The sequence below is a fragment of the Desulfocastanea catecholica genome (genome assembly GCF_054657295.1).
The window spans coordinates 212,812-227,632 of record NZ_BAAHYZ010000004.1 but is presented as its reverse complement, the minus strand read 5'-3'; the positions used below and the strand labels follow the sequence as shown (position 1 = coordinate 227,632).

Genomic DNA, 14,821 nt, shown 5'->3' with positions numbered 1-14,821 from the left:
TCCAAAATTCAGTAACACTTCACGAAACGGCGTTCCGTCTTCTCACAACTCCTTCCGGGCAAGCGATTGTGTGCCGCGGCAATTGTTATATATCTCGCGCTGGATACGCATCCGCGCTGGGATACTCAGGAACACTGTTCAGTCGAGGATAATCGGCTGGTCTTTGTCATTTTGACAGAGTCGTTGTAAAACAGGATAGGGTTTCTGCTCGAGAAAATCGTCAAAATTTTCCATATCGAAGATATATCTGTTGTAGTAGTCCCTGAGTTTTTCTTTGTTGTTGGTTGTGCAAAAATCTTTGCAAATATCGATAAATTCCATGATCTCCGGCATGTTGATTCCGTAGTTTCCGTAACAGGCCCCGGGAGTGGCGCCAAAAGGCTGATCAACGACCGCATCTACCACGTAAAAGGGAATTTCTGTAAGGTTTGGATAGTGTTGCATACTGCCGTTGCTGATAATTTCCTCGGCTGTGACGATGGTGTTGACCGAAGCCCGAGCCATCTCCCGACAGGAGCCGTGATCGCCGAATATTCGGCCGTTACCGTACATGTCGGCCGCCTGGACGTGGATCAAGGCCAAATCCGGACTGCAGGCCGGGACCAGATAGATGCTTTCCCCGGTGAAGGGGCAGACGGTCATCTTACCTCGATTGTTCAGTGCCATATCACTGCCATGGTCCGTGGTCGGCAGAAAAGGTACTCCCATTGCTCCGGCCGTGAAACGAGCCGACATGCCGCAACCGGTATACTCATCCACCTGCACCATTTCGTTGTCGATCAGATAGCGGAGCAGCGGGGCTTTGCCCAGGGTGTCATGGCTGGACCAGGCAAGCTCGATGCGGCGAAGAGACAAGTGGTCGGCATTGAGTAGCATCGCACCTGCGAGCAGTTCACAGCAGATCGAATCGGACTGGACAGAGAGCGTCAGTTCACGGGCTCCCCGGCGAATAATCTCATGGATAGTCGCAACCGGTAAGCGGGTGTCGGCTAAACCACCGATGCTGATGTGCATCTTATCCTTCAGACAGCGACGCACAGCCTCTGATAACGAGGTTCGTTTATCATACATACCTTTCTTTTTCGCAATTTTTTCGGCAGGCTTATTATGAAAAACTGTTTCACGGAAGGGAGAGCGTTTTTTTCCACGCGAGAACCTCGCTGTATCCGACAGGAAGATTGTCTTTCTCGTATCCGAATGTGCTTGCTCTTGCATAGCCGACTCCCGTGTTCTACTTTTTTGCTGTACGTGGCGATAAATCGAGGCAACGTCCTTGGTAACAAATACGACTTTGCGGTATGTATGAAGACCGTTGCAGCGTAAGATATTCTTCAAGAGTTGTAAATCAGCGGCAACCGCAAAAATTCCGGGAAAAAAAGATACAGCGGCTGTGCGTTGAAAACGTCCGAAGATGTAGGTTGTAACCTACGGGAATATAGCGGGTGGAAATGGGCTATCAGGGACGAGCGAAATGGCAGTGCCAGTCATCGAGAAAGTTGAGCAAGCAGAGCAGGCGTAAAAACTTTATCAGTAGCCTACAGTTCACCCTGCTCCAGCCAGCGGACCGCGGAGTGTATTAGATCCGAGGCATTCTGCAAGTCTAATTTTACCTTAATGCGTTCCCGGTAGGTGCCGATGGTTTTGGCGCTGAGATCAAGTTGCGCGGCGATATCCTTGGTGGTCATGCCCTTGCCGAGGAGGCGAAAGACATCAAGTTCGCGGTGGGTGAGCCGATCAATAGGAGAACGTGTATCCTCGGGAGAGTGACCGAGGAATTTATTGAGGACATTGGCCAGGAACTGTTTCGAGGCGTATTTCTGGCCCCCTTTGACCATCCGGATCGCCTCGATAATCGATTCCGAGGTCTCTTGCTTCATTATATAGCCACTGGCTCCGGCGCGAAAGGCACGTTCGGCATACAGCGACTCATCGTGCATGGACAGCACCAGCACCGGGAGAAGGGGAGCGTCTCGATGCAGCTCTTGTATGAGTTCAATGCCGTTTCGTCCTTTTAAGGTAATATCAACAATGACCAGGTCCGGCTGCTTTTCTTCGATGACCCTGAGCGCATTATTGATCGTGTCCGCCTCCCCGCAGACCTGCAGGTCTTTTTCCGTTTCAATCAACTCTTTTAACCCTGTACGAAAAACCGGGTGATCTTCAACAATTACGATACGAGTCATAGCTATTGTGTCTTCCTCAAAAGGTGTTGATAGAGGGTACATGTCTTAGACATCATTGTCGTCCTCGATGGTTACACCGTCGAGGACGACAATGACCTGCGTTCCTTTTTCCTCGCCGGGCTGTACCGTCAGCTCCGCGCCGATTCGTTCCGCCCGGTAGCGCATGATCTTCAAGCCCATGCCGGCTGCATCATTCCGGGGGGATATCCCCTTGCCATCGTCTTCGACGACGATTCGTACCCGACCGTCCACCGTTTCCAGACGGATGGTAATGCTGCCCGCCTCCGCGTGCCTGACCGCATTGGAAACGGCCTCCTGGACGATCATGAAGATATGGATAGTATCCTTGCTGTCGTCAAAGGACAGATGGCCCCACCCTTCAAAGGAGCAGGCCAGGCCATACACCTCTTCCGTAGTGGTCGCCAGTTCCTCGATAGCTGCCTCAAGTCCGCGATCAACGAGAAAGACCGGACAGAGTCCCCGCGCCATTCCTCTTGATTTACGGATAGCCTCTTTGATGAGCGTGCGGATTTTTCCCGCCAGCTGCAGCGTCTGCGAGTTTTCCTCTGCCAGTTTGTTCAGAAGAATCTTCGCCATGACTTCCGTGCCGATCAGATGGGGACAGAGATCATCATGGATATCCTGGCCAATCTTGCGACGTTCTGTTTCGCCGATATCAAGAATACGTTCCTGCAGCTGTTGACGCTCGGTTATATCTTCGGTAATGACGAGGACATAGGTCCCCCCCCAGAGATCGATGAGGTCGGCCGAGACCAGGGCCTGCCTCTTTTCCTTTTTGCGGGTATGAAAGGTAATGGCCCGTTCGCGGATATGCTTATTGAGGGCGAGTTCACGCTGCAAGACCAAGAGGGTATCGGCAGACGACAAAATACCGGTGCGAAAAAGAGTGTGACTAAGCAGTGCCCTGCGCTCGAAGCCGCTTGCCTTGACGAAGGTGTCGTTGACACTGACTATCTGTCCAAGGGGGTAGCTCAGGATCATTATGCCGATGGGGCTGACGCTGAAGGCTTTGGAAAACATCTCCTCGGATTGCCTGAGGGCAAGTTCCGCCTTGGTTCGCACCTGGATTTCTTTTTTCAGGTCATTGCTGTACAGTTCCAGGCGCGCCATGAAGGTGTTGAAATATCCGGCAAGTTTGCCTATCTCACCGCTGTATTCGCCGGTTATGCGCGGGGTGAAATCGCCATTGGGCACCTTGGAGAAGTGCAACATCAGTTCCTGCAGCGGCGCGGTGATCGTACGACTGATTATCAAGGTCAGGGGCAGGAGCAGGAGCAGCGCCGTCACAATTGCCCCGATCATAAATCTGCGGATGGTATGCAGCGGCGCGTAGAACTCATCGAGATAGCTGGAGGAGGCGACGATCCACTGAAATTGTTCAATGTAGTTGAAAATGACCAGCTTTTCCCTGGCCTCGAGGTCTTCAGGATTTTTCCATGGGTAGATGATTTTGCCTTTCTTGTCGCGGCACACTTCCTGGATGAAGAACCGCCCGGTGGCATCCTTCTCCTGGAAGATATTATGTCCTTCGAGCTGTGGATGAATGACCAGGTTGCCTTTGTGGTCCATGACAAAACTGTAGCCGGTCTGTCCGAAGCTCAGGGCAAGAATCTTCTCCCGGAAATCGTCAACCTTGACAAGCTGGGCAAATTCACTGCGATAGGTTGATACCGAGATAATCCAGTCCCAGGGCGCAAAATAGGCCATATACAGCGCCTTGCCGCGTTGGCGTTCTTCTCCAGGATTTTGCCAGTCATAGACCAGGTAGCCGTTCTTGCGTGCTTTCTGGTTGCTGACGAAATCATAGTTGGAAATATTAACGCCGACCAGGGATCGTTCGGGGTGGACCTGCAGGATGCCGTCGCTGTCGATACTGTAGATATAGCCGGATTCGCCAATGTGCTGGTGCAGAAAAATCTCGGCCACCTGGCGCTTTGCCTCCGCTTCGCTCAGTTCCCCGCGGCTCGCCCGCTGTTGATAGTAGCGGGCAATTTCCAGGTTCTTTTCCGCCGTTGCCCGGAGGTAATTCTTCAGAGAAACCTCGGTGGCTATTTCCACCATATTGAGCAGGGCGCTGGTCGATTGTTCGAGTTCTCTCTCGATATTTCGTTCGATAGTCGCCCTGGAAAAAAAGAAGATGCCCAGACTCAGAGTAATTAGAATGAAGAGAAAAGCGCAGGAATAGCTGACGAACAGCTTCGTCCTGATGTTGAATTGAAATGATTTCATCGACCTGATTCCGGCTTGCTCCTCTGCAAAGGACACGTAACATACTCTCCGAAGGGCACTATACGGTAAATCCACGAGCACGGCAAGCGCCCAAAGGATATGCAGCAAACGCTGAGGACGGCAATGTCAAAGAAGAATACCCAGCAGTGCTCCGTAGGCTATCGCCTCTCCTGGGTATTCCAAGCATGGGCAAAAATCAAGTCAACTCTGCTGGGAAGCGTGCAGCATTCTTTCGTTTTTCGGCGTGAGAAAAGGCATCTGGTCATTGCTGTCAAGCTTGTCGCTGGTCTGTTTCGCAGAGCGTTTGACAAAGGCCTGGGTAGGATCGATATCTTCACGGATCATACGCACCTCTTCCACGGTTGGCGCGGGAAAGGTGGAGACGTTCGGGGCGACGAGCAGCTCAAAACCAGTCGCAGCCTGCACGGACGCAACGGTCTCTCCGGGGAAGAGGTGCAGGATGCGCATCCGGTGGGTTTCTTCGTCGAAGTCGAGAATTGCCTTGGTGGTAATGACCCGATAGGGACCCTTGCCCTGCAGGCCGGCATTATAACGGGCATTGGGGCTCCCATCGAGAAAACCCGGGCTGGTCATATACTGGAGTTTCTTGTTGAATTTACGCTTGTCGTGCGGGACGATGAGGATGGTGCGCTCGCAGGAGGCCGCCATATCGCTGGCGCCGCCGCTGCCGGGCAGACGTACCTGCGGTTTCTGATACCCATCCGGGAAATCCCCGATCATGGTGGAATTGAGGTTGCCGTACATATCCACCTCTGCTCCGCCGATAAAGCCGATATCGGCAAAGCCGCGCTGGGTCATCTCAAAGGCTGCATTCAACCCTTTTAAATAGGTAGAACTGGTAAAGGTTTTCGAATCACCTACCGAGAGCGGGAGGCCAACCTTCAGCGGAGGCCCAACCGCCCCTGCTTCAAAGACTGGGATCAAGCCGGGGGCATGGGTCAGTTTGGCAAGAAGGGAGGCAACCATCGGCAGGCCGGTGCCGACAAAGACCACCTTTCTGTCTTCGAGTATCTTTGATCCCGCCACAACGATGATCTCCTGGGCGGTGTAGTCGGTTGAAACTGTCATAATAACTCCTTTTTTAGGGTAGTGTCTGTGTGCATGAATTTTGCGGGCGCAAAGGCTCAGGCGAGCCGTTCATAGTTGAAAGACTCCGCTGTCTGGGCTGCCAATATTTTATCAAAGGGAAACTTCGAGATAAAGTCGCCGAAGGTATCTACGCCAAGGATATTTTCATCATAGTACGCCTGCAGCAGGTCGGTTCTGCCTTCTTTACGCATTACCTCCGCGGCTGCATGAAAGTGTGTGATATGTTCGCCGTCAAAGTAGTAATGCCGACGGCATGCGCCGGGATAGGAACCGAAAGGCACTTCCACGATGGCATCTACGGCGAGGAAGGGAATAATGACATCCTTGGGATTGCTTACCACCAGCTCATGGGCAACGAGTTGTTCACAGGTGACGATGGTATGGGCACTGGCCATGGCGATCTCGGCGCAGGTACAATCCGTACCGCGAATGATACAGTTGCCGTACATGTCCGCGGCCTGAACGTGGATGATGGCCACATCGGGATTACATGCCGGCACCAAGGCTATTGGCCGGCCGGTGAAAGGACAGTCGACAATCGTGGTACGGCTTGTCTGGGTGATATCCCCTCCTAAAGGACCACGTGTGGGCAGAAAGGGCAGTCCCATGGCGCCGGCTTTGAACCGGGCGGACATGTTGTAATTGCTCCAGTCTTCAATCTCGATCAGACCACGCTCGGCCAGATATCTGAACATCGGCGAAAGACCGAATGCCTCATGGGCCCAATAGGCCATTTCGATACGCTTGATGGAAAATCTCTCCGGGGCAAGCATCATCGCCCCGGCCAGGTAATCCGGGGCCATGCCGGCGGACTGCCAGGAAAGGGTCAACTCCTTGAAGCCATGACGAACCATTTCGTGGGTAATGGCGATGGGTTGACGAATATTTACGAAACCGCCGATGCCGACATTATCGCCATCTTTGATAAATTGCGCCACCGCCTGCTTCAGCGTCATTCGCTTGTCTCGCATGGACTTGTCTTTGTTGACGAGTTTTTCTCGGGCCTCATCGGGGGACAGACCTGTCCAGTACATATCAGATTTCTTTTCCACGCGTCACCTCTTTCTGTTGTTCACTTATTTTGAACCTACCATTTGGAAAGGAAGGATATCTTGTTGGCTGGGACTTGTAAATCGTTGAAAAACTGAATGTTTTCAAGTGAAAAGAGACAGGGAGTGAGGACGCGAAACTTCAGGGGCTGTAGGTAATTATCCTACAGCATGCTTATTCAGACGATGCGATATTTTTCCCTGAGGGTACGGGAGAGATGGTTGAGCATGTCAAAGGCCCTGGCAACCGTTTGCCCCTGGTCCGGATTGACCAGGCAGCAGGTTGCCGGCGAGAGCATGCTTCTGGAAATTATATAGTCGATATCCAGTCCTTTTTTGCTTAAATGTCGCCATATGCCTTCGAGTTTCATGCTGAGAAAACCAAGACTTTCCTTGGAAAATGTTTCAAAACCAGTCGGGATGATACCCCAGACAAGCACGCCGCCTCTGTCCAGGAAGTTTTTAATTGATCCGGCGCAGGAGGAAAAAATGTCACCATTGGTGTAGATATCCATCGAGAGGATATCCATATCCAGGCTGAGGAGAAAATCCCAGTCCGGATTGCCGCAGAGATGAATGCCCCGCGGCCGGTCAACCATGGCAAAGAAATTATCCAGGTCGGTTTTGGCCTTTTGCTCGCCATAGCCGGAGAGAGCCGAAAAGATGAACTGCAGGCCCGGTTCGTCGACAAACATGAAGGCGTTGTCGTTGCGCTGTTTCAAGCGGGCAAGCTGCACGTTGATTCTTTTGGCCATGAACTCGAACATAAAAGGTCGAATCGAGTCATCGAAGAGGATCGGCCGATCATCCTGATCAAGAACATTGAAACCAAAGCTGATCGGCCCTTCAAGCTGTCCGCGGATAGCCGGTCTGTCGGACAGGTCCCGGGAGAGAAACTCATGATAGACCTGTGAGTACTGCGTGCTGATATCGAAGTAGGACGGCTCTTCGAAGTGGCTCATGGTTTCTTCAAATTCAGCAATAAATTTGTCCATTGAAAAACGCAGGGTCTTTTTTTCCACATCAAGGAGTATGCCGGGAAAATGCTCCGCCGCCTGGACATACATATCTTCGTAATAGTTGAGATTGGGTAATTGCGGCCAGAATGGTACATCCACGCTCAGGGCAATTTCAAGGGCTTCGGCAACATTTTTATGCGGCATGACGGCCATCGCCGTGGTCAAAAGATTTCCGGGTATCGGCATGGGGAGCATTCCTTTTTTTTAGTTTTGTACAGGGCAGGCCAGCAGAAATTGGCGTTATGGCCCCCAGGCAGAGAGTTGCCTGGGGGCAGCTGTTGCTGATTGATCAATGACCGGCCATCATTGCAGCAATATCTTCCTCTACCGTGCCGATGGGCTTGATGTTGAAATTATCGACGAGTACCTTGGCCACGTTCGGTGACAAGAATGCCGGCAGCGTCGGCCCAAGCCGGAGCCCTTTCACGCCTAAAGAGAGCAATGCCAAAAGCACCGCCACGGCCTTCTGTTCATACCAGGCGATGTCATAAGAAACCGGCAGCTCGTTGATGTCGTTCAGACCGAATACCTCTTTGAGCTTTAAGGCAATGAGCGCCAGAGAATAAGAATCGTTGCACTGTCCGGCATCGAGGATCCGGGGAATGCCGCCGATATCGCCGAGACTCAGCTTATTGTAGCGGAATTTGGCACATCCGGCCGTGAGAATGACCGTATCCTGGGGAAGATTCTCGGCCACTTCGGTGTAATAGGTGCGGGACTTGTGACGGCCATCGCACCCAGCCATAACGACGAAGCGTTTGATTGCTCCGGACTTGACCGCCTCGACCACCTTGTCGGCCAGGGCGAGAACCTGGTGGTGGGCGAAGCCGCCGACGATGGAGCCGGTTTCGATCTCCACCGGCGGTGGACAGGTCTTGGCCTGGTCGATCATCGCCGAGAAATCCTTCGTGCCTCCCGCAGGTCGGGACTGGATATATGTTGACCCATCATAGCCGACAATCCCGGTGGTATAGAGACGATCGAGATAGGTGTTGTCTTTTCTCAGCGGTACCAGGCAGTTGGTGGTCAGCAGCACAGGGCCGTTGAACGACTCGAACTCGACATTCTGATGCCACCATGATCCGCCGTAGTTGCCGACAAAGTGCGGGTATTTTTTGAAGGCAGGATAGTAGTTGGCCGGCAGCATCTCGCCATGGGTGTAGACGTCGACGCCGGTTCCCTCGGTCTGCCTGAGCAGCTCCTCCATGTCTTTCAGGTCATGGCCGCTGATGAGAATGCCGGGATTTGTGCCCACGCCGATATTCACCTCGGTGATTTCCGGATGGCCATAGGTGGTGGTATTCGCCTCATCGAGCAGCGCCATGGTGGTCACCGCCATGCCGCCGGCCTTCATGACCAGGGCGACCATTTCATCGACGGTGAGATCCTTGGTGGTTGACGCCAGGGCCTCAAGCATGAAATCATCGATCTCGTCCTTGCGAAAGCCGAGTACCGCAGCATGCTCAGCGTAGGCGGCAATGCCTTTTAAGCCGATGATCAGCAACTCGCGCAGGGAACGAACGTCTTCATTGGCCGTACTGAGCACCCCAACCGATTTGGCCTTCTCGGCAAAATCAGTCGCCGCGCCGGTCCAGGTGGCCGCTTCCGGCAGTACGCCATCGAAATCCCGGCCATTTTTCGCCTTGTAGGCGGCCATGAAGGCATCTCTCAGCTTGTCGCGGCGAACCAGGCCATCGAGGATTATACTGACGAAACGAGAATCGGCCCAGTTGGCGTTGGTGATGGTCGTAAAGAGGCTTTGCAGGACGAAGTCGTCATTGCTGTGGTCCGGCTGCCCCAGTTCCTTGAGCTGTTCACCGTACACGGCAATGCCCCGCAGCACAAAGATGAGCAGATCCTGCAGGTTGGCGGTTTCCTCCGGCTTGCCGCACATACCCTTGATGGTGCAGCCGGTGTTTTTGGCGGTTTCCTGACACTGGAAGCAAAACATGGTGGTCCCCCTTTTGGTAGTTGTTCATCGGAATACTTCTTGTCATTATTCAGCCGGTGGGCTGTCGAACACTTTTTCCTTTCTGCGTGGGCTGTGCAACTGCAGATCCTTGTGGTTGATGCGCATGCTGCCGATCACTATCAAAGTAGTGCAATATCGGGAACAATCAACTTAAATCACGTCCCTCTCCCGCTTCTTCGTAGGTTACCCCATCACGAATATGGTAGATGCGTTTGAATGTGGGGATAATCTTTTCATCATGGGTAACAACGATGATTGCCGTGCCGAATTTTTGCGCCATCTCATTTAAAATCCGGATGACCGCCAGGGCGCGTTCACTGTCAAGAGGGGCGGTCGGTTCATCGGCGAGGATGACCGGCGGACGATTGACCAGACCGCGGGCGATGGCGACCCGCTGCTGTTCTCCGCCGGACAGCTGGGACGGCATGGCGTCGGCACGATGTTCCACTTCCAGTGCCTGTAGAAGTGCAACTGCCTGCCGGCGCGATTCCCTGTTGGAGGTGCCGGCAAGCATCGGCAGTAAGGCGACATTATCGGTAACATTCAGAAACGGAATAAGGTAGGGTGCCTGGAACACAAAACCGATTTTGTCACGCCGCAATGCCCGCAGGTCGTTGATTTTCCATTTGTTGTCGTAGATGACCTCGGCCCCCAGCGTCATCCTGCCGGCCGACGGTTCGATTATGGCGCCGAGGCATTTGAGCAGGGTGCTTTTGCCGGAGCCGGATGGGCCGATCAAACCGACCACCTCCCCGGGAGCAACCGCCATATCAACGCTTTTCAAGGCGTCCACGGCGGTATCACCCTTGCCGTAACGTTTTCGCAACCCTTCGATATGAATGCCGGTTGTTGCTGTCTGGAGTTGTTTATCCACCGATAGCCTCCGCCGGATCGACCTTGAGTGCCGCGCGAATAGCCAGAACACTGGCGAGCGCGCAGATGACCATGACTGCAACAAAACCCCGCAGGGCGTCAGGGGGCGTCAGGAGGACGTACTTCGGGAAAAACGGCGCCCAGAAGGTGGCGGCAATCTTGCCGACGACAAAACCGATAAATCCCAGGGCCAGGGCCTGCTGCAGGATCATTGCGGAGATGGTCCGGTTCTTCGTGCCGATAAGCTTGAGCACGGCTATCTCACGGATTTTTCCGAGCGTCAGGGTATAGATAATGAAGGCGACGATAGCGGCGCTGACCAGCGCGAGAATCACCAGAAACATGCCGATCTGTTTGGCCGAGGTGGCAATGAGTTTAGATATCAGGATCTCCTCCATCTGCGCCCTGGTGTAGACGGTTAACCGCTTCCAGCGCCGGATCGGTTCGGCTACCGCTTCGGGGTCTGCGCCGGAGTCGATCTGCACCAGCACCGCATTGACATAGGGATTGGTACTCTGCGAGGCGATCACCGCATCGAGCATGCCGGGCATGCCGGGAGGGTTCAGTGCTGGATTCAGGGCGGTGCGGGCGCGCTGACGGACGATGGCGTCGTTGTCTTTGAGGAACTGCGCTTCCTGGGCGTCCTTGAGGGGAATGAACACCATCGGATCACCGCCGGATGACACCATGCGCCGGGTCAGTCCAACGACGGTGTAGAGGTTACGCCGAATCTGCATGCGGTCGCCAAGAGCAAATCCACTGGCGATATCGGCAACCGCTTCGTAGTGACCGCGGGTGATATGCCGCCCCTGCACAAGAAAACCAGGCTGTCCGGGATGGCCTGGCCCATCGGGGGAGATGCCGACCACCATCGCCCGCACATCTCGCGGCGTCACTCCGCCGACCTGGCGCACCTGCATCGTCAGATAGGTGACGTTGGCCGCGCGCGCCACTCCGGTCATGCCGAGAATTCCCCGATAGGTATCGTCATAGATGCTTGATGATTCGGCGTACGGACCAAGAGTCCCCTGCTGCACCACCCAGAGATCGGCGCCGCTGTTGTCGAGCAGCACCTTGGCGTCATCGACCATGCCGCGGTATACCCCGGCCATGGTCAGGGTCACACCAATGAGCAGACCGAGGCCGATTCCGGTGAAAACGAACTTGCCCCAGGCATGGAGAATATCGCGTCCGGCGAGGCTGATCATGACGATTGATCCTTGTTGTGTTCGACAATCTTCACTCGGCTGCTTGCTCGCAACGCCTTCCGGCTGTAGACGACAATCTGTTCGCCGCCAACAAGACCGTCGGTAATCTGCACCCAGCCGTCAAGGTCGGATACCCCGGTTTTTACCGGAACAAAGCGCAGATCCTGCTGATCGACAAGCCACACGCCAAGATGTCCATTGACCCGTTGCACGCTGGCATTTCTTACCGCCGGCAGTACTTTTTGCACATCGAGCTGCACGGTGACTTCCGCCAGTTCGCCAAGGGGCGGAAGGGTTGCCGGGAGCTTATCGAAGCGCACCTTGGCGAGAATTTCTTCGGTGACCGAATCGGCCATGGGCTCAATACGTTCAACCTGTCCGGTCAGTATCCCGCCGGCCGAGGAGCGCAGGGTAATCTGCGCCGGTAAGCCGGCCCTAAGGCCGACGGCCCGCTGCTGGTCGAAGCGGACATTGATCCAGATGCTGCCCGGCTCAACCACCTCGATAACCGTCTGGCCCGGAACAACAGTGGTTCCGACATCAGCGTCACGCCGGGTGATAAATCCGTCGACGGGAGAGATAAAGCGCAGATTGTCGCGCTGCCGGATCAAACCGTCGCGCTCCGCCCGCAGCCGCGCGGCATCCTGCACGGAGACTTCCAGATCTGCCGTGGCGGCCGCCAGGGTTGCCTCGGCAATCTGATAATCCTGTCTTTTGTTTTCAACCGATTCCTTGCTTATCGAAGCGGTAAGAAACAACTGCTCGTAGCGTTTTGCCTGGGCCTCGGCGTACTTCTTTCGGGCGTTGATCTCCTGGATATGCGCCTTGGCCGCCAGAACAGCGGCATCGGCACGCTTAATGAGCGCGTCATGGGCGCTGATCCTGTCGACCAGATCGACGGCATCCATTTCTCCGAGCAGCTGGCCGGCCTGGACATGATCCCCCGGCTCGACGTTGATATGTTTGATGCGTCCAGCCAAAGTCGGACCGATTTTATGAATAAACCGGGCTTCAACGGTGCCGATGCCGAAAAGTGCCGGGGTAATGCCCTTCAACTCGACGGTTGCCAGGCTGACCGGTACCGGTGCAAGGGGGCCGGAGCGCATGAGAACCGAGACAAAAAGACCAAGCAGAAGCAGCAAAATTCCAACCAGCAGCAGGGTCTTGCCGTTTTTTGCCAGGAACCTTCTCATTTTCAGCTCCTTATGCCGCGTTGATAGATCTTGAAGAGTCCCGGCGCATCGGTTCGGATACGCTGGATATCTCCGGACAGGATAGACTGCATGATTAATCCTTGGTTACTGAAAATTATTGCCGCAAGGCCCTTCGTATTATTTCAATGACCTTGGAGTCTGTCGGAAAATAACCATTTTCTCCGACAGACTCCTGCATCGGTCATTATTCGAGAGTAGCAAGGACACGGCGGGCTGTTTCAGCAGCGTGCCGAAAACAGCCGAGTCGATCGTGCTCGGCAACTTTACTGAAAAAAGGGTCGGTCCATTGCCGCAGGTGACCGAGCAGGTAGGTGAAATCCTGTTGGGCATCACCATCTGTCGCCGCCCGTCCATGCAGCCAGGCGAGAAATTCACTTTCCACGGCGATATGATCCGCCGGTTCCTCGCTTGCCACGCCGTATTTCTGGTAGATGGCTGCAACCTTCAGCGTCGACTCGCCCATCACCGAACCTTCCAGATAGACGGAACCATAGGGCGGGCAGGGTACTTCCGGCATGGCGTTAATAAAGAGCCGGACATACTCGTTTTCGAGCAGGATGTGATCGATGCCTTTTCTTTCGCCAAGCAGGGTGCCGACATCGATGCCGGGAATTTCCGGCACTGGGTGAACTTCGGCCTGTACTGCCGGATAGCTGAACAGATAGGAAATACACTGCAGCCCTGGATGCATCTGCCTGGCGCTATCGGTCATTACATCCTCTCCTTAACGAGAATCGGCAACCTGTCGATGGCCAGAAGAACAAGGAACAGGGCATAGGCGACGATACCCAGCAGAATGATCACTTCGATCGACGAGGGCATATAACTGTACTGGTCGACAAAGGTACTTAAGCCAGGGAAAAACCGGCCCGAAGCAATGGGCAGCGACCAGTGACTATTCGGCAGACCGAAGGGTACCATGGTCATCGGGATTGCGTTATAGGCTGCGGGCATAATCAAAAAGCGATGGACAAAAACCCCGACAATGAATAATCCGCAGCTGAGCATCAGTAACGGCAGGGAGCGTCGCACCGCCTTCAGCATGAGCAAAACGGCAGCGACCACCAGAGAGGCAACTTCAAAGATATGCGCCCAGGCAAAATCGCCCCAAGCAATTTCCATGATCCGGTGCGTCTCGGCATTGCCGTACCAGGCATGGATGACCAGGTCGTTCATCATCAAGAAGAGATGCACACAGGTGGCCATGAAGATGATCAGGGCGAGAATGCCATAGGCATCCTGGTATTTTTCGCCGGTGCCGTAGGCCAGCGCGCCGGCCAAAAGGACGACGGTCGTGCCGACGGCAATGGCCACCGAAACGAAATCCGGAGCCATCGCCGGTGAAAACCACCAGTCGCGGCTGCCCTGGGTGGAAAAAATCCAGGCGGTAACCACATGGATGCCGATGGCAAACAGCAGGGCCACGGGGGCGATACGTTTCGCCCACTTTTCGGAAAATTCGTGCGGATTATCCACCTTGATTGCCAGCCGACTCAGCTTGCCGGTAAGGTCGGGAAGCAGCAGGATATAGAGATAGATGGCCGAGGCCAGGGCGTACAGATTAAGGACGATGACATCCCAGACCAGCGGCGACATGAAATTTGGGTGAAGAATGAGGTTGTAAAGCCGTATCGGCTGACCAATATCCGGCAGAACGATGAGCATCGCCGCGGTGACATTGGCAAAGGCGGTGAGGGCGCCGAGCTTGGCAAGGGGTTTCAGCTTTTTGACGCCGAAGAGGTAGATCGACGAGGTCAGCACCAGACCCCCGGCGGCATTGCCGACAAAGAAGGCCAGCCCGGAGATATACAGCCCCCAGCTATAGGAATTCTGCATGTTGGTAAGGATCAGGCCTTGCCACAGCTGATAGACCCAGGCGACCAGGGCGACGAGAAAAACACCAGCGCAAAGCCACATACTTATTCTCATTTTCAACGACATGA

At 54.4% G+C, this 14,821-nt stretch carries 12 protein-coding genes; all 12 read right to left on the bottom strand.

Translation table 11 applies throughout. The annotated features are described in order from the left end of the window. Positions 1-138: 138 nt before the first annotated feature. The 12 genes from ACYQ8U_RS05645 to nrfD all read right to left on the bottom strand — a co-directional run bounded on the left by ACYQ8U_RS05645 (position 139) and on the right by nrfD (position 14,819). Positions 139-1,071, bottom strand: a complete 933-nt coding sequence (locus ACYQ8U_RS05645; RefSeq protein ID WP_459944543.1) for a CoA transferase subunit A — start codon at positions 1,069-1,071, stop codon at positions 139-141. 464 nt (positions 1,072-1,535) lie between these two features. Beyond that, entirely contained in the window at positions 1,536-2,183 is a 648-nt protein-coding gene (locus tag ACYQ8U_RS05640; protein ID WP_459944542.1) for a response regulator transcription factor, read from the bottom strand. Between the two features lie 45 nt (positions 2,184-2,228). Then, positions 2,229-4,433: a cache domain-containing protein gene (locus ACYQ8U_RS05635; RefSeq protein WP_459944541.1), complete on the bottom strand. Its 2,205-nt coding sequence runs from the start codon at positions 4,431-4,433 to the stop codon at positions 2,229-2,231. Between the two features lie 201 nt (positions 4,434-4,634). Further along, positions 4,635-5,522 carry a CoA-transferase subunit beta gene (locus tag ACYQ8U_RS05630; RefSeq protein WP_459944540.1) on the bottom strand — a complete coding sequence of 296 codons (888 nt, stop codon included), beginning with the start codon at positions 5,520-5,522 and terminating at the stop codon, positions 4,635-4,637. A gap of 56 nt (positions 5,523-5,578) precedes the next feature. Further along, positions 5,579-6,595, bottom strand: a complete 1,017-nt coding sequence (locus tag ACYQ8U_RS05625) for a CoA transferase subunit A (RefSeq protein ID WP_459944539.1) — start codon at positions 6,593-6,595, stop codon at positions 5,579-5,581. A gap of 176 nt (positions 6,596-6,771) precedes the next feature. Next, the gene (locus ACYQ8U_RS05620; RefSeq protein WP_459944538.1) at positions 6,772-7,797 is read right to left on the bottom strand and encodes a uroporphyrinogen decarboxylase/cobalamine-independent methonine synthase family protein; all 1,026 of its coding nucleotides are present in this window, start codon (positions 7,795-7,797) and stop codon (positions 6,772-6,774) included. Between the two features lie 103 nt (positions 7,798-7,900). Then, the gene (gene hcp, locus ACYQ8U_RS05615) at positions 7,901-9,562 is read right to left on the bottom strand and encodes a hydroxylamine reductase (protein WP_459944537.1); all 1,662 of its coding nucleotides are present in this window, start codon (positions 9,560-9,562) and stop codon (positions 7,901-7,903) included. Between the two features lie 166 nt (positions 9,563-9,728). Then, the gene (locus ACYQ8U_RS05610; protein WP_459944536.1) at positions 9,729-10,457 is read right to left on the bottom strand and encodes an ABC transporter ATP-binding protein; all 729 of its coding nucleotides are present in this window, start codon (positions 10,455-10,457) and stop codon (positions 9,729-9,731) included. Further along, a complete protein-coding gene (locus ACYQ8U_RS05605; RefSeq protein WP_459944535.1) occupies positions 10,450-11,664 on the bottom strand; it encodes an ABC transporter permease in 1,215 nt (404 codons plus the stop codon). The genes ACYQ8U_RS05610 and ACYQ8U_RS05605 overlap by 8 nt, the downstream gene beginning before the upstream one ends. Beyond that, on the bottom strand, positions 11,661-12,857 hold the full coding sequence (locus ACYQ8U_RS05600; protein ID WP_459944534.1) for an efflux RND transporter periplasmic adaptor subunit: 1,197 nt from the start codon (positions 12,855-12,857) through the stop codon (positions 11,661-11,663). The genes ACYQ8U_RS05605 and ACYQ8U_RS05600 overlap by 4 nt, the downstream gene beginning before the upstream one ends. 205 nt (positions 12,858-13,062) lie before the next feature. Further along, positions 13,063-13,590 (bottom strand): TorD/DmsD family molecular chaperone, encoded by a 528-nt coding sequence (locus tag ACYQ8U_RS05595; protein WP_459944533.1) that lies wholly within the window; start codon positions 13,588-13,590, stop codon positions 13,063-13,065. Next, positions 13,590-14,819, bottom strand: a complete 1,230-nt coding sequence (nrfD, locus tag ACYQ8U_RS05590) for an NrfD/PsrC family molybdoenzyme membrane anchor subunit (protein WP_459944532.1) — start codon at positions 14,817-14,819, stop codon at positions 13,590-13,592. Before nrfD ends, ACYQ8U_RS05595 begins: the two co-directional genes overlap by 1 nt. Positions 14,820-14,821 lie beyond the last annotated feature (2 nt).